General features: G+C 47.8%; 15 protein-coding genes and 1 riboswitch. Of the genes, 6 read left to right on the top strand and 9 right to left on the bottom strand.

Features of this window, described 5'->3' with window-relative positions:
• Positions 1-16: 16 nt before the first annotated feature.
• Positions 17-901 carry an NAD(P)-dependent oxidoreductase gene (locus EXT46_RS12780; protein ID WP_130147701.1) on the bottom strand — a complete coding sequence of 295 codons (885 nt, stop codon included), beginning with the start codon at positions 899-901 and terminating at the stop codon, positions 17-19.
• 97 nt (positions 902-998) lie between these two features.
• Between EXT46_RS12780 and EXT46_RS12775 the strand changes: the two genes are divergently transcribed.
• The gene (locus EXT46_RS12775) at positions 999-1,511 is read left to right on the top strand and encodes a glutathione peroxidase (protein ID WP_130147699.1); all 513 of its coding nucleotides are present in this window, start codon (positions 999-1,001) and stop codon (positions 1,509-1,511) included.
• Entirely contained in the window at positions 1,477-2,457 is a 981-nt protein-coding gene (locus tag EXT46_RS12770) for a 2-hydroxyacid dehydrogenase (protein WP_130147697.1), read from the top strand. The genes EXT46_RS12775 and EXT46_RS12770 overlap by 35 nt, the downstream gene beginning before the upstream one ends.
• Positions 2,458-2,475: 18 nt before the next feature.
• Here EXT46_RS12770 and EXT46_RS12765 read toward each other — a convergent pair whose 3' ends face one another.
• Positions 2,476-3,798 (bottom strand): sodium-dependent transporter, encoded by a 1,323-nt coding sequence (locus EXT46_RS12765; protein WP_130147695.1) that lies wholly within the window; start codon positions 3,796-3,798, stop codon positions 2,476-2,478.
• Positions 3,799-3,888: 90 nt separating this feature from the next.
• Here EXT46_RS12765 and EXT46_RS12760 point away from each other — a divergent pair, with 90 nt between their 5' ends.
• Positions 3,889-4,602 carry a 4'-phosphopantetheinyl transferase superfamily protein gene (locus EXT46_RS12760; protein ID WP_165381120.1) on the top strand — a complete coding sequence of 238 codons (714 nt, stop codon included), beginning with the start codon at positions 3,889-3,891 and terminating at the stop codon, positions 4,600-4,602.
• Here the strand turns inward: EXT46_RS12760 and lysC are convergent.
• The 7 genes from lysC to nhaD all read right to left on the bottom strand — a co-directional run bounded on the left by lysC (position 4,574) and on the right by nhaD (position 10,394).
• Positions 4,574-5,923: a lysine-sensitive aspartokinase 3 gene (gene lysC / locus EXT46_RS12755; RefSeq protein ID WP_130147691.1), complete on the bottom strand. Its 1,350-nt coding sequence runs from the start codon at positions 5,921-5,923 to the stop codon at positions 4,574-4,576. The genes EXT46_RS12760 and lysC overlap by 29 nt on opposite strands.
• Positions 5,924-6,003: 80 nt before the next feature.
• A riboswitch (Lysine riboswitch) is annotated at positions 6,004-6,176 on the bottom strand.
• Positions 6,177-6,333: 157 nt separating this feature from the next.
• Entirely contained in the window at positions 6,334-6,807 is a 474-nt protein-coding gene (locus EXT46_RS12750) for a hypothetical protein (RefSeq protein WP_130147689.1), read from the bottom strand.
• A gap of 300 nt (positions 6,808-7,107) precedes the next feature.
• Positions 7,108-7,563: a hypothetical protein gene (locus tag EXT46_RS12745; protein WP_130147687.1), complete on the bottom strand. Its 456-nt coding sequence runs from the start codon at positions 7,561-7,563 to the stop codon at positions 7,108-7,110.
• 31 nt (positions 7,564-7,594) lie between these two features.
• A complete protein-coding gene (locus tag EXT46_RS12740; RefSeq protein ID WP_053910420.1) occupies positions 7,595-7,939 on the bottom strand; it encodes a hypothetical protein in 345 nt (114 codons plus the stop codon).
• An 11-nt stretch (positions 7,940-7,950) separates the two neighbouring features.
• A complete protein-coding gene (locus EXT46_RS12735) occupies positions 7,951-8,442 on the bottom strand; it encodes a M23 family metallopeptidase (protein WP_240701131.1) in 492 nt (163 codons plus the stop codon).
• A gap of 37 nt (positions 8,443-8,479) precedes the next feature.
• Positions 8,480-8,899, bottom strand: a complete 420-nt coding sequence (locus tag EXT46_RS12730) for a GNAT family N-acetyltransferase (RefSeq protein WP_130147683.1) — start codon at positions 8,897-8,899, stop codon at positions 8,480-8,482.
• Between the two features lie 247 nt (positions 8,900-9,146).
• Positions 9,147-10,394 carry a sodium:proton antiporter NhaD gene (nhaD, locus tag EXT46_RS12725; protein ID WP_045978368.1) on the bottom strand — a complete coding sequence of 416 codons (1,248 nt, stop codon included), beginning with the start codon at positions 10,392-10,394 and terminating at the stop codon, positions 9,147-9,149.
• 314 nt (positions 10,395-10,708) lie between these two features.
• Between nhaD and EXT46_RS12720 the strand changes: the two genes are divergently transcribed.
• The 3 genes from EXT46_RS12720 to EXT46_RS12710 are packed head-to-tail and all read left to right on the top strand — an operon-like array spanning position 10,709 to position 15,315.
• Positions 10,709-11,983 carry a hypothetical protein gene (locus tag EXT46_RS12720; RefSeq protein WP_130147681.1) on the top strand — a complete coding sequence of 425 codons (1,275 nt, stop codon included), beginning with the start codon at positions 10,709-10,711 and terminating at the stop codon, positions 11,981-11,983.
• Entirely contained in the window at positions 11,980-12,528 is a 549-nt protein-coding gene (locus tag EXT46_RS12715) for a hypothetical protein (RefSeq protein ID WP_022945119.1), read from the top strand. The genes EXT46_RS12720 and EXT46_RS12715 overlap by 4 nt, the downstream gene beginning before the upstream one ends.
• Positions 12,529-15,315 carry an ATPase gene (locus EXT46_RS12710; RefSeq protein ID WP_130147679.1) on the top strand — a complete coding sequence of 929 codons (2,787 nt, stop codon included), beginning with the start codon at positions 12,529-12,531 and terminating at the stop codon, positions 15,313-15,315.
• The last annotated feature ends 43 nt before the right edge of the window (positions 15,316-15,358 follow it).

The following is a 15,358-nucleotide window of genomic DNA, read 5'->3' as shown; positions in this document are numbered from 1 at the left end:
CTTATGGCGTATACCGCTACTTACTGGGGTTTAGCTTTTCCAGCCGCGCCAGTAAGCTGGAGGTATCGAAACGGCCACCGCCCATGGCTTGTACGTCACTGTAGTATTGATCCACCAATGCCGTAAGACCTAGGCTGGCACCGTTGTTGCGCGCCTCATCAAGAGCAATACCTAGGTCTTTGCGCATCCAATCGACGGCAAAACCAAACTCATACTCTCCTTGCCACATGCTTTGGTGGCGATTCTCCATTTGCCAAGACCCAGCGGCTCCCTTGGCGATGGTCTCTACCACCTTATCCCCATCGAGCCCGGCTTTCTTCGCAAAATGTAAACCTTCTGCCAGGCCCTGTACCACACCGGCAATACAAATCTGATTTACCATTTTACAGAGCTGGCCGCTGCCAATATCACCTTGTAATTGGCTAAAGCGACTGTAGGCTGCCATCACCGGTTGCACCTTGGCAAAAGCCGCATCGCTGCCACCACACATCACGGTTAGTACGCCATTTTCGGCCCCCGCCTGACCACCTGAGACCGGCGCATCGATAAAGGCAATACCTTGGGCTTTAGCGGCATCACCCAACTCACGGGCAAGCTCGGCGGAGGTGGTGGTGTGATCAACAAGCAAGGCGCCCTCGTGCATGCCCGCCAGCGCTCCCTGTTCACCATAAATCACGCTGCGCACGTCATCATCATTACCAACACACACAAGCACAAAGTCTGCGCCTTGAGCCGCTTGTTTTGGCGTTGCGGCACTGCGCCCGCCATATTGCTCAACCCACTGCTGCGACTTTGACGCTGTACGGTTGTATACGCACACATCAAACCCTGCTTGTTGCAGGTGCCCGGCCATGGGGTAGCCCATGACGCCTAAACCAATAAAGGTACACATTTTTGACATAATTTTGACCTATTTGCCTGATAGCCTCGAGAATACGCAAAAAAGTATAACAAAGGCATCTTACAAAAACGCCTTGTTTTGAGTTATGGAGCTCACAATGGATAGTATTTACCATTTCAATGCCACCCTTATCGATGGCACGCCCTATTCATTTAAACAGTTACAAGGACGCGTAGCACTCATTGTAAACACCGCCAGTACCTGTAACTTTAGTAATCAATATAGTGCGTTAGAGCGTGTTTTTAGTGACTACCAAGAGCGGGGCTTAGTGGTATTGGGATTTCCTTGCAATCAATTTGGCCGCCATGAGCAAGGCTCAAATGAGGATATAAAAGCCTTTTGCACCAGCACATTTAATGTTAGCTTTCCATTGTTTAGTAAGGTAATGGTCAACGGTCCTGACGCCCACCCGCTGTTTAATTATTTAAAAGAACACACTCGGGGTATTGCACAAAACCGGGCAATAAAATGGAATTTTACTAAATTTCTAATAAACTCTCAGGGCCAACTGGTGAACCGCTACGCACCTCGGACCAAGCCCGATACCCTTCGTGCGGTAATAGAGAGTCAACTTGATGAAATTAGCCCTATTCAGCTCGCAAAGGTATGAGCGACACGCATTCAGCGAACATTGTCCAGATAACGTCGAGGTCCATTTCTTTGATGCTCAACTGAGTGAGCTCACTGCCTCGCTGGCGCAAGGGTGCGACAGCGTCTGCGTATTTGTAAATGACGTGGTCAATAAGCAGGTACTTGATAAGCTCAGCGAGCTAAGTATTAAGCTGGTTTTACTGCGCTGTGCAGGTTTTAACAACGTTGACTTAGACCACGCCGCACGCTTAGGTATTGAGGTTGCGCGGGTGCCCGCCTACAGTCCAGAGGCTGTAGCTGAGCATTGTGTCGCTCTGATTTTGACCCTATCGCGTAAAACCCACAAAGCCTATAACCGTGTGCGTGAGGATAACTTCGACCTCAACGGCCTGCTGGGTTTTAACTTACACGGCAAAACCGTGGGGCTTATCGGCTGTGGTAAAATAGGGCTGGCGCTGTGCCGCATACTGAACGGCTTTGGTGCCAAGGTACTGGTGGTCGACCCAGCAAAACCTGAAGGCGACTTTACCCTGGTTGATAAAGCCACATTATTAGCGCAAAGCGATATTATTAGCTTGCATTGCCCGTTAACCGAGCAAACCCACCATATTATAAACGGCGACGCACTGAGCCACATGAAACGCGGTGCTATGTTGATTAACACCGGGCGCGGCGCGCTGCTCGATACCAAAGCCTGTATCAATGCGCTAAAAAGCGGTCAGCTTGGATATTTGGGGTTAGATGTGTACGAGCAAGAGTCGGAATTGTTTTTTAAAGACCGCTCAGAGGAGATTCTTCAAGATGATGTCTTCGCCCGCCTGCTTACCTTCCAAAATGTGTTGATCACCGGGCATCAGGGTTTTTTCACCGAAGAAGCGTTGCAGCAAATAGTGCAAACCACCTTTGATAATTTACTGCAATACGCCAAGGGTGAAATGCTAACCAATCGCGTTTGCGCCCCTTAAAACACTAAGTGGCGCCGGCTATTTCAGCGCCACATTAATAAACACGGCGGTCATCAGCACTGGACATACTAAGCGTATATACCAGCGCAGCGCCACTATACTCATCTTGTCAGATTGCGCTAATTGATTACCACGACGCCACACCCAGCCGAGGGTAAGAAAGTAGAACAATCCCATCAAAGGCAACTGGTACTGAGTAAATACTTGGATCACTAAGCCAAACAGCCAATCGAAGTTAAATACGATGGTGAGCGATGCCAACATCACTACGGCGCTAACCAGCCAAGTGGCTGCTTTACGGCCGATACCATGATTTTCCACCAAGAACGCCACCGGGATCTCGGTCGAAGAAATGGTCGAGGTCAGCGAAGCAATAGACATGAGAACGAAAAAGGCCAAAGCAATCACCAGCCCCATGCTGCCCATGGTATTAAACAATTGCGGGAGCACCGCAAAGATCAGTTGCCCTTCGCCAATGAGTTTGCCGTTTTGGAATACTTCCACGCCATTGTGGCTGGCGACAAAAATCGCGGGCACAATAAGCAGGCCGGCCAAAAACGCCACCGATGTATCAAGGGCGGCCACACTCAGGGTCAGCTTGCCGATATTAGCCCCAGGCTTTAAGTAAGAGCCGTAGATCATCATGCACCCTACCCCCAGCGACAATGAGAAAAACGCTTGTCCCATGGCAGCAATGATTAAATCTGGGTCCCACACCTTAGTGAAGTCAGGTTGCAGGTAATTACTAAAGCCTTCACCGGCGCCGGGTAACGAGCCGATGTAGAAAATCAAGCCAACTAACAGCACCAAAAGCAACGGCATTAATCGCCGCGACCAAGCTTCAATCCCTGATTTAACCCCTTTTAAAATAATGCTTGCGGTTAACACCAACATCAGCGGCGTGAAAATAAGGTTACGGGCAAGAGAATCGCCACTTAGAAATGCGGCAGCGTCATTCATACCTAGCATCTCGCACAGCGGCGCTAAGGCATGGGCCAACATCCACCCAGCCACGATAGAATAAAAGCTCAGCATGACAATGGCCCCGGCTAAACCGATATAACCAGCCCCTGCCCCTATTTTTTCCGCTTTTGGTTGCCAAGCACGTTTAAGTGCTTGTACCGGGTTGGCTTGAGCGGCGTAGCCCAAGTACAGCTCAGTGAACAGTGCCGGTAGTGCCAAGGCAAAGATGACAATGAAATACACCAATAAAAAAGCACCGCCACCGTGATTCGCTGCTTGAGTTGGAAAACCCCAAATATTACCTAGGCCTACTGCTGCACCAGCTGCCGCTAGTACAAAACCTATACGGCTTTGGAAACCGTCACGCTTATTCGTCATTCGCAGGGATATCTGTTATTGTTTTGCCGCTATTAAATCATAATTACCCGTAACAAAGTAGTCATAGCCACGCTTATCGGAATGTCCTTGATGCTAAACCCTGCCTATTGCTTTTCACCTTTACCGACCGATACCGAGCAACATGCCAAGCACAGCGACGTGGTGTTGCTTTATTGTGCTAAAGCGCACGGTGAATTAGATGACTCACATTTGCACCGTACAGAGCAAGCGGTCTTAGCAAAGCGTAAAAAGACGCAGGCGCAGCAGGAGTATCGCGCCACACGCTGGGCCATAAAACAGCTTGCGCGACAACTGTACCCGCAGTATCGCGATTACCCTCTTACTGCCTGGTGCAGTGAATTTGACGTTGACCAGGCGCAGCTGATATTGAGCATTGATGGCCAATCCCTCAATGCACGGATAGTCATCAGCCACGCTCATGGCCACATTGCCGTAGCGATGACGCGCGGTGCAGCCTTATTAGGTGTGGATATTGAGAAAATTGACAACTCTCGCGCCTTTAAGAAGCTCGCAGCGCACTATTATCCCGAGGCCGAGGCAAGAGATATTGGCAGCGATGTTGAGACCTTTTTCCGGGTGTGGACATTAAAAGAAGCCTACGCAAAAGCGACTAAGCAACCGATTGCCACCTTGTTAGGCCAACCCATCTTGGAGCTTATCGCCCCCCTTGGTGGCCAAGTGTATTGTCAGAAGCTATTTGCCGGGCACTTTGATATCAGTCTTATCACCGATACGCAGCGCCCGGTGCTCACTGTTAACCTTCCAGCAGCCGTTGATGAATAGTTTGCACCACTGCATCAGACTGACTTTGCTCAACCAAGAAGCACAGGTTATGTTTCGATGCGCCGTGACAAATAAGGCGAATATCAAACTCACTGAGCACCTGCATTAAATTCAACTCGCTCTGGCGCAGCACAATCTCCGAGCCAATTAACGCCACCAATGTGAGGTTATTCTCAACTGACACATGACAAAACTCGCTTAAACGCTCAAGAGCTTGTTGATCCAGCTCCGGCCGGCTGGCATTCGGGGCATTATCGAGCGTCAGTGCGACACTTATCTCCGAAGTCGTGACCAAATCAACGGAAATGTTATGCTCACTCAAAATAGTAAACACCCGCGCTAAAAAGCCGCTCGCTAGTAACATTTCTGGGCTTTTCAGGGTTAAGAGAATTTGGTTTTTACGCTGAGTCACAGCGCGAACACCCGCTAAAGTATCTTCTTGTGGCGTTTTTTGTATCCACGTCCCGCCTCCTTGTGGTTCGCGACTGGAGCCGACAAACACACTGATGCCACTGCGTGCAGCGGGTAAAATAGTCGCTGGGTGTAAGACTTTAGCGCCAAAGGTTGCCATTTCGGCGGCTTCGTCAAAGCTTAAGTAGGCAATGGGTGCGGCTTTGGCACAGACTCTGGGATCGGTACTGAAAATACCGACCACATCGGTCCAAATATATACGCTGTTCGCGCCAATCGCCTCGGCTAGTAGGGCCGCGCTGTAATCCGACCCCCCGCGCCCTAAGGTAGTGGTATCGCCATAGTCATCACTGCCCATAAAGCCCTGAGTGACAACCACTTGATCTTTAAGCAACGGCAGCAATTGGGCATGGGCTTGCTGCGCTGTTGTTTTAATATTGGGCTGGGCTTTGCCAAACTGACTATCTGTTTTGAGCACCGAACGCACATCAAAGCGCGTTGCCGCCACGCCATGTTCGCGTAATACCTGAGTAAACAAATAAGAAGAGAAACACTCGCCAAAACTCAGTAGCTCATCGCTGTGAGCGCTCGATTGTGGTGCTTGCTCAGCACTGCTGCGAAAGGCGCTCAAGGTGACATCAAAGCCGTGGGCTAAATCGGCATCAAGGCTAACATATTCGAGAATATTAAGCTGGATAGCGATCACCCCATCGATGTGCGCTTGGCGCTGCTGAGGCGTTAATGCACTTTGGCATAACGCTACAAGGTGATTGGTGACCCCGGCACTGGCGCTGACGACCACCACACGCACATTATTATTAGCAGCGATGATTTGTGCACACCGGCTCATAGCGCCATAATCGGCTACTGAAGTGCCGCCAAACTTGGCGACAGAATATTCCTGATTCATTATCTCTCCGAGATGAAAAACGAGTTATTTTTCAAATACAATCAGGAGAACTTGGCAAGACTAAAAAGGTAAGAATGTCCATTGCCAGAAGCCCTCCACCCCTACAGGTGACAGTTCCGAGGATTCAGCCTCAAGAACCGAAAGCCATTGCGACGCACAATGCACTTCCTCGGCGATAGTCTCCCTCATAAACGGTCATTGGCGGTCGTCGGCCTCACGTTTACTACCTAGCTATCGCACCTCTTCTGCGACACATTCGGTCTTGAGACCGAATGTGAATCAGCAATGTACCTAGCAGACGGCTAGAAGTCAATATCACACTTCACTGGATGGTGTTCTGGCGGTTAATGATTGCTTGGATACACAGGTTGGCCGCAGCCTGCCTGTGTATTGCCTATTATGGATTCTCATTAAGGTTGTATGGGGCAATGCTCACCATCAACTGGCACCCAAACAGTTCGCGTTTCCATACGACAATTATATTCGACGGTTTGCTCTTCTTGTTGAGTGAAATAGGAGTTGTGTTGATGCATATACACGCCACCGGGAGCCTGGCCAGAAGGTCCGGCAATTGTCCAGTTTGCTGGGCAACTTTGTGTTGATAATACAACGCGAGTTTCCCACTCTGGCGCATCGCTATTAGGAGCCGGAGCAGTAAGCCTGTAGTGACAACGTTTATAAGAAACGTCTACTAACTCGGTTCTATAATCACAGACTCTCACTAATCGCTCGTCCCAATACCCTCCACAATTTGCACTGTTTACTTGGGTATCATAGAAGGTATTGTAGTCTGTTACTTTTATTTGTGAGCTAGATGAAAATACATTATTGGCCACGAAAACGAGCAACGCCACCACACAAGCTGATAAAATTTTTTGTCTCATTTTTATTTCCTTAACAATAGTTTGGAAACAAAAATGCTACATAAAACTATCATTTATATAAACAAAAACTGAGTTGATTATTTTTCACCCAAACCACTATTACCTTATCGACAAAAAATAAACCTAAACACCTCTTTTTCATTAAAAATGCCAACGTTGTAACTCCTTAATTACGCAACAATCAATTTATAAAAACTTTATTTTAAGAAATAAACGCCTGATATTGTGTGCAAAATAAAGTTACCTTTTCTGTGAATAAAATCGTCATGAAATAAGCTAATAGTGAGCACTCGCCAATATCTAAGAAAACTGACTACTGTCCTCAGTCATGCGCACCACCAAGCCTTGGGCCACTAAAAAATGATAAAGCTGTAAATCAGCTATCAGGTCACTTGAGGAAAGCTCAAAGTCTTGAAAAGTTTTATTGTGATAGCGAAAACGAGCAATATGTTCATAACGCTGGTGCTGGCAGTAAATCACCTCTTTGACATCAGCGAGCTTTATCGGCGTATCAAGTAAGTTCAGTACCCCATGCTCAACAAATATGGCACTACTGCGTATGGGCTCGATGCTCCATTGATACTGGGCACTGAGCATAAAGCTAAATATCAACACCGATATCGCTTGCGCCCAAAAGCTCTGCTCCATCATAAAGTTAATAAAAAACAGTACATAGATAAACAATGCACCGGTGTATAAAGCGCGGGTGATCACCGCACGCGTGGCAAATTGCTTTTTGCGGGTAAGTTGACTCACTGGGGTCTTCCTTGTTTGATGAAAACTGAATTTAGTGGCTGTAGGCAGACGGTTGTTTTATTAGCCGTTCATTGTCAACGACCATAGTCCATTGACCGTCGTTGTTGTTCGGTGGCTCGTTGACGATGAAGGTGGTGCTGAAAAAACCAATGCCAACACTGAAGTCGTCACCCTCGAATGATTGCAACGGCCCTTCCACTGAGGTAGAACCCCCGTTTTTATAGCGTTTATAGGCCACTGTGCCATCTTCGAGAATCAATAAGCTCATGCTGGGACTTTGCCAGTGCCCGACATAATCGCGCTTTTGCACAGGGACGGGTTCTGCGCAACTGCATAGCAGTAAAATAAACGCCAAAGCCAGTAATACTAATCGCATCCGTTGCTCCGTTAGTTATCGAAATAAGTTATTGGGTTGAGGTAGAAGGCTTTCTTGACGCCTTGGGGGGCGCTATCAATGAGCCAAAAGTAAGGAATTAAAGTCACCAATGAGTAGTGTAAATGAGCAGCTTTACCTTGGGCATTGCCGCTGGTGCCAACACTGCCTATTTGCTCACCGCCACTAAACCAACGACGATCGCTATCATTGAAGCTGTCTAGATGAGCATAATAGTGTAATCGCCATTTTGGTCCGAGGGCGATAATCACATTGCCGCCCTTTGGCCACTGTCCACGATAAATCACCAAGTGATGTGAAGCGGCCACCACATCAGTGCCTTTATTGGCAAAAATATCGACCCCTTTATGCACCCCAGAGCTTCCCCAAGGTTCATACCAAAAAGTATCTTGATGCCAATCAGCACTACTTGCCCCATGCACGGGAATAGTCACCGGCTCGGGCACTAGAAACGCGAATATAAAACCAAACAGTAATGCCGCCAAAACTAACCTCCTTGTTCTTTTTAAGTACCGTATCGGCTTATTCATGAAGCTGTTTGCTCATAAAATACTTTTTGCCGTTAAGCGGATATTGCTGTTGCACCCATTGTGTTTCATAGCCATGGCGTTCATAAAACGGTTGCGCCTGAAAATCCAAGGTATCGAGCAGCACATACGTGCACCCGCGCGCCTTAGCGGCTTGTTCTATGGCAGTGAGACACTGTGAGCCGATGCCTTGCCCACGTAATGTGTCACTCACCCAAAGATAATCCAATAGCAACCAATGACCAAAGGTACGGCCACTGGCTCCGGCTTTTACTTCGCCTTGTTCATCGCGCCAGCTAACCGCTATAGGCTTACGTTCTACATTTTGCCAATGGGCCCAATTGTATTGGCTGATTTGCTGAGCAATAAAGTCGAGTAAGTCTTGTTCTGGATTCTGTATTACTTCTAACGTCATATGACCTCTGAATACATAGATGCAACTAATTAAACACCGATATAAAAAGCGAAGCTTACAGAGAAAGGAAATGTTTTGCAGCGATCAACGACCAGTTCTAAGAACCAAGGTGCACATCACTGCTAATAACTAAAAAATTGGCGCCAATCCTTTTTACCGTGTAATCGCAATCCATGCCTATATGTGTGCATTATGAGGGCCAAAATAATGGCCCTCATGCTGTCAATGATATACCACTTTGTAGTACTTAAACAAACGCCCCCATCATGTAGGCTCCGCTGTAACCTACTGAATAAGCAATTAATAAGTACACCGTATTGCGTAGATAGCTCATAAAGGTAAGGTCACGCACCTTACTCATGGCAATGATCCCAGCCGCCGAGCCGATAACCAGCATCGACCCACCCACGCCAGTGGCATAGGTAAACGCGAGCCAGTCGCGGGTTTGCATGTGAATGTCCGCTTTTAATAACGCTGCGGTCAGTGGCACATTATCCACCGCTGCCGAGAGTATGCCCATCAAGTAGTTGGCTTGATTTGGTGCCAATACTTCATACAAGTGGGTAAATTGCGCCAGCACCCCAACCTCTTTTAGCGCGCCGACCAACAGCAACACACCGACAAAGAACAGTAAGGTGTCGTATTCAATTTCACGAATATAGTCGATGATTTTTTTATTCACGTCTTTTTTACGCATCAAGAACTGGGCGCTTAGGAACATCACCGAAAGCCCGAACAAAAAGGTCAGCAAAGGCGGGATGGAATACAGCACACTCATGGTTAGAGTACCGACAATGGTGGAGATAAAAATCGCCGCAATGGTGATATCGGTCTTTTCTATCGCTTTAGGCTCGCCCAAAGCGAAGCTCACTCGACCATTCATTTTCATCGATAGCAACGCAGCGAGTACAATAACGCTCAGTGCTGCTGGGGCCACTAGCAGCAGTAAGTTGGCGATGGTGACTTTATCAGCAAGGAAGATCATGAGCGTAGTGACATCACCGGTAATAAGCGACACCCCCCCTGAGTTAACCGCGAAGATGATTAACGTGGCGTACTTGACCAGTTTGCGCCCATCTAACTTCAACGACATCACCACCGCCAGCGACACTAAGGTTGCGGTGATATTGTCGGAAATCGACGAAAACAAAAAGGCAAAACCAGCAATCAGGAACATTAATTTACGCTCACTGATCTCGCTGGGCAATACGCGTTGCACTAAGTTTTGAATGAACCCTTTGGAATTGAGATAGGCAACAAAGGTCATTGCCGCCATTAAAAATAGCCAAAGGGTGGCAATTTCTAAAATATTCTCATTGAGTTCATGCTTAATGTGGTCGAGGGAGTGACCGTTTAGTGGGGAGATAAAGAGGATGATCCAGCACAGGGTGCCGAAAAACAGCGTGGTTTTAGCCTTATTCACGTGGATGACATCTTCCACGACAATAAGCACAAAGGCCACGGCAATGAGCGTCAAGATGAGCGCACTGACCATTTTTGGTATTTTTCCTTGCTATAGGCGAATAGAACAATACTGCTAAGTTTACTGCCCGTATGCACACACCCGCGCTACAAAAAACAAACTTAGGAGTACCCTGGGTTAATTGTCAGACCAATAACAAGTTTTTGGTCTGCAAGCGGCGCGAATTCTAACACCGCTTATGTCCCGGGGCTATTACCAAATACGCTAATATGACAATTTTTTTACTCCCCTCGTGTAAAGCTTGCGCAACGGCGCAAAAGCTGTTTTACCCTTAGTTCGCTTTCGTTATAATCGCTCCCCATTGCCAAGCACAAAGAATACATAACATGATACTAGCCAAGCGCGTTCTCAATACGCTGACAGAGCTATGGCCGGTGCTGGAAACTCTGATCAAACGCTACAAGATGGGCGATTTCAGTATTAAAGAAGTGCAGAGTATAGTGAAGCAGCACTTTCCCCACTATTCCGGCGCGCAAATATACAAAGAAACTAACCGCCTACTCAATCAAGATATCTTGGTGCCCTTGGCCAAGTCTTCGCAGTTGGAGATTAACCGCGCCATTAGTGATTTTGCCGCTTACTTGCTGCAAGATGAAAGTCTCGGTGTGGCCGCAGAGATTCACGTTTTGGTGGAGGACCTGCAACGCTTAAGCACTAAATTGGCACAAGCGGTAGATGATGCTGATTACATGGATATTAGTCGTTACAGCCGAATTATGGATGAACGGGTTCGCAAAATCGTTAAGCTCTATCGACATAACGAAAATGCCATTTACAACTTGGTTGAACAAGCCAAGTCTGACGCCTCGCACTTGTCGCTGGCAAAACGCTACAAAGCCGTTATTGAAGCATTCGATGAGTACATCGAGCCGATGTTAGCCATGCTCGATATTAACGGCCCATTTCAGCTGTGCTTTGATGCCATTGAGCAGGGCCTCAGCACGCACTTGTACACGCTAAAGCAAAGTGGCCGTGACAGCGCCAGTATTCGCATGCTTGAGCAGCTGCGCACTCGTATCCTCGATATGCATCAAGTGGGTCAGCAAAGCTTGCGCCACAGCGCCGATATTCTCATGCCACTGCGTGAGGAGTTACGACAAAACACATTGTTCACCCGTCAGGCAGCAAAAGTACTGGCACACATAAGAAAGCGCGGGTTAGACACGGTTATGAGTGCCCACCAGCCGTTTTTCGCCTCCGATCCGATGCGCCACCAGCTCGGCAGCAATGCTCAGCTAACAGCCTATATGGCTGGGTTGGCTGAATTTGAAGAGCACGACTTTGAGCTGCCCGATGGCGACCAAGCTGCGCCCTATACACCGCCAGCGATCCCCGCTTATGGCGATGTACGCGCACTGTTTAAAAGCAACAATAAAAAGCGCGCAGGCAAACAACAGGTTATCGATGTACTCAGTGGCTCCTACCCAGAACTAGAAGCCGATGAGCTACTTTATCTGTATCAAAAGCTTATTAACGACGCGAGCTTAGCACTCGAGCAAGATACCCACCCCGAACAAAAGACCTTCGCTGGCAAGCGCTTTACCTTGTATCCCTTCGTTGCCGCCAGCGAGCCCACTAATGAGAGTAATGACCCGGTATGAGTCAGATTGATTTATCGCAGCTAACGCAACTGCATTACATTAACAAAAAACTAGTCAGTGGCTACCACATCAGCGAGCAAGACAACTTGGCCTGGCAAGAGCTAGACCAACAGCGAGACCAATACGAGCTGCTATTTACGGCTTTAGGCCACACCCTTGTGCATGATGCGCGAGGCTTTTATTACTTCGCTATGGATGAAGGCACCGCCAATATGGGCAAAATATCGCGGGCCATTGCGCTTTTTATCTACACCTTAATCGAACACTACGCCAATGCCGGTAAAGATCCAATGCGTGCACTCTTCGACAGTGAGGTGGATTTAGAGCTATGCCAAGAGTTGGTATTACACAACAAGGTGCTGTTTGACCAACTGGAGATTTTCTCCGGCACCGACCTGCGCAAAGACGTGTTAATGCGCATGGTGCGCTTAGGGCTATGCAAAGAAAAAGACCATGCCTTTCGCCTGCTCGCGCCTATCCATCGCTATTTAGATGCCCTATTAGAAGTAAACAGTGATGCGCTAGAAAGCGCCGAGGAGCTATAAATGCAGCAGTTACACGGATTAAGCAAACTCGCCTTGTTAAATACTGCCGGCTATGCCAAGTGCGTTATCCCTTTGCATAAAAGTAGCTCCATATGTGCCCCTAACAACACCGGAAAAAGCTCGGTCATTAATGCCTTACAGTTTCCTTTGATTAACGATTTGCGGCTCACCGAGTGGGACGGCCATGACTTAGAGGAAACCCGAAAGTTTTATTTTGCCTCCGACCAATCCTACATTTTATTGGAGGCCGATCTTCCCCATGGCAAAGTGGTCATCGGCGTCGCTGGGTTGGGTAAAATCGCGGGCTTCGCTCATCAGTACTTTTGCTATAACGGCGCTTTAAATTTAGAGGATTTTACCGACAATAAACGCATCGTTAAGTACACCCGGTTATTTAAGCATTTACAAGACAAAGGCTATAAGCCGCTCGAGCTTAAGGCGCAAGAGCTCAATGCCTTGCTGATTGGCGGTGCTACACCCTTTGACGGCGATATCAATTTACGCATGATCCCGCTTAATAATGTCAGCGACGCGCCTACTTACAAAGAAATTTTTCGCCGTATGCTTAATCTTCATAAGCTTGGGGCCGGCGATGTTAAACGCTTTATGCTGCGTGTATTTGAACGCCATATGTCCAATGCCCATGTAGACTTCTACGAAGTGTGGCAACGCGCCTTTGATAAGGTTAACCGAGCCCGCCGCGAGCTCAATGCCTTAGAGACCATGCAAGAGCCCATTGCCGCCTTGGAAAATATGCTGGAACATCAAAGCGCGCTCAAGGGGAAGCTAGGCGCCTATGGGCCGAAAATAGATGTTGCCTTGGGTGAGTACGCCGAGTATTTTGACGCGCAAAATGACGAGCTCAATGAGCAACTCTCGGCCATTGAGTCGCAAAAGCACGAGTTTGAGCAAAAACAGCGTTTATATGTGCAACAATCTCGGGATATTGAGCGTAAAATTACCGAACTCAACGCCTGGTTTAGTGATTTCGATGCCCTGCATCATGAGTTTGAACTCGCTAATAGTGATACCTTACACAGCGAGCTCAAAGCACTGAAAGGTGAATATGAAACCCTTAGTCACTCGTTGAAAAGCGCCGAAGGACAAAGCTTACACACCTTAGATTTCCGTATTAAGGAAACGCAAAAGCAAATTAAAAGCCTGAAATTACAACTCAAAAACCTTGAGTACAACCTGTTTACTCGTATGCGCGAAGATTTATCGCTTAAAGAGGTTGAAGAAATTTCGCGCATTTTAAACCCAGACTTGCTCTCTTTTGCCACCACCAGCGGCGGCGAAATTAGCATAGACGATGAGCACGCCTTTGGCGACTTCTTAAGCCTGTTGAGCGAGGCGATACGCGGCGGTGAGTTAGTGCTGCCCGGTGCCACCATCAAGCTTAAAAAACTGCCTGTGGTGCAAATGCAAAGTGGCGCCGATAAAGCGCAGCTCACCGAGCAATTGCAGTCATTGGAGCATTCATTAACCGATTTAAAAGCGCAGCGTGACGTAGCCGCCGATGTCGCCGGCAAACAAGCTGAGCGTGACGCCCTTTATGAACAGTTGATGGCCCAAGAGGCAGCATTAAAGCGCTATGAGCAATACCAAGTGATGCAGCGCTCGCAGCAAGCGCAGCAGGCACTGATGGAGACCCTGAACGGTGAACAAGAAGAGGTGGATGGTTATCTCAGCGAGGTACAGCAAAGTGCAGCGGGGATTGCCGATAGCCGCGCGATTGTGAACTCCAAGATTGAAGCCCTGGCACGACAAAAGGCACGCTTAGAGCAGGTTAAAAGCGAGCGTATCGACCACACGTTAGATGTTGTAGGCGGTAAGGTGACGCCGTACTTAATCGACATTACCTTTGATTTTGATTCACTGGCTGACACCATTCATACCTTTAACAAAGATTGCCAAGAGCTGCGCAACTTCGATATTAATATTCGCAACACCTACTTGCACATCTACAATGCTGGTATTACCAAGTTCGACAACGAAAGCGATGAGCTGAGTAAATATCAAAAACTCATCAGTGCCTATCACAACATTGATAACGAACGCGAAGCCGTCAACCGTCAGGCCCGTGTGGCCCTCACTGAGGTAGCGGCAACGATCAAAGGGTTACGCCAAGACCTGGATAGGTTAACGGCAGAGATGCGGTTATTTAACGATGGCATCAGCGAGCAGCAAATCTCTAACCTGCAAGGTTTTAAAATTGATGTGCTGCCTAGGCAGATGCTAGTGCAAAGCATTGATACCATTTTGGCGACCTCTGATCTCTATGAACAAGGTGACAGCCTTGATTTACTCTCAGAGCAGCATATCAACGAGTCGCAGGTGAATGAGGCGAAAGATCAATTAATTAAGCTCGCCTCGGAAAAGGCTGGGCTGACATTGAGTGATTTATTCGATATTCGCTTTCAGGTGATTAATCGCGCTGGCGAAACCGAATACTTCGATAAAATAGACTCCGCTGGCTCCAATGGCACCCGTATCACCATTAAACTGCTATGTGGCATGCTATTTATACGCCATTTGCTATCCGACAAAGAAAAGAGCCTTTATCGCGTGCCTTTATATATTGATGAGGCGGCTGATATTGACCCACAAAACCAACAGGCGATCATTGAAACCGCACTGAGCTTTGGCTTTGTGCCTATTTTTGCTTCGGTGAAGCCGCAAATAAGCTGCGACTATATCGTCCCAATTCGCACCCTAGGTGATGGTAAACAGAACTGGGTTGACGAGCGTGACTGGATTAAAGTAGAGCAAGACCAAGCTAGCTAAAAAATGACTGCGATGGAAGGCACTTATTTCTGTCGCCTTTAAA

The sequence above is a fragment of the Pseudoalteromonas sp. CO325X genome (assembly GCF_004208955.1).
Lineage (GTDB): Bacteria > Pseudomonadota > Gammaproteobacteria > Enterobacterales > Alteromonadaceae > Pseudoalteromonas > Pseudoalteromonas ruthenica.
Note: the sequence above shows the minus strand (reverse complement) of the source record. Positions and strands in the feature narration are given on the sequence as shown.

Coding starts and splice junctions, on each gene's coding strand:
- EXT46_RS12780 (WP_130147701.1), bottom strand. CDS start 901: ATGTCAAAAATGTGTACCTTTATTGGTTTAGGCGTCATGGGCTACCCC.
- EXT46_RS12750 (WP_130147689.1), bottom strand. CDS start 6,807: ATGAGACAAAAAATTTTATCAGCTTGTGTGGTGGCGTTGCTCGTTTTC.
- EXT46_RS12765 (WP_130147695.1), bottom strand. CDS start 3,798: ATGACGAATAAGCGTGACGGTTTCCAAAGCCGTATAGGTTTTGTACTA.
- EXT46_RS12730 (WP_130147683.1), bottom strand. CDS start 8,899: ATGACGTTAGAAGTAATACAGAATCCAGAACAAGACTTACTCGACTTT.
- EXT46_RS12710 (WP_130147679.1), top strand. CDS start 12,529: ATGCAGCAGTTACACGGATTAAGCAAACTCGCCTTGTTAAATACTGCC.
- nhaD (WP_045978368.1), bottom strand. CDS start 10,394: ATGGTCAGTGCGCTCATCTTGACGCTCATTGCCGTGGCCTTTGTGCTT.
- lysC (WP_130147691.1), bottom strand. CDS start 5,923: ATGAATCAGGAATATTCTGTCGCCAAGTTTGGCGGCACTTCAGTAGCC.
- EXT46_RS12715 (WP_022945119.1), top strand. CDS start 11,980: ATGAGTCAGATTGATTTATCGCAGCTAACGCAACTGCATTACATTAAC.
- EXT46_RS12770 (WP_130147697.1), top strand. CDS start 1,477: ATGAAATTAGCCCTATTCAGCTCGCAAAGGTATGAGCGACACGCATTC.
- EXT46_RS12740 (WP_053910420.1), bottom strand. CDS start 7,939: ATGCGATTAGTATTACTGGCTTTGGCGTTTATTTTACTGCTATGCAGT.
- EXT46_RS12760 (WP_165381120.1), top strand. CDS start 3,889: ATGCTAAACCCTGCCTATTGCTTTTCACCTTTACCGACCGATACCGAG.
- EXT46_RS12775 (WP_130147699.1), top strand. CDS start 999: ATGGATAGTATTTACCATTTCAATGCCACCCTTATCGATGGCACGCCC.
- EXT46_RS12720 (WP_130147681.1), top strand. CDS start 10,709: ATGATACTAGCCAAGCGCGTTCTCAATACGCTGACAGAGCTATGGCCG.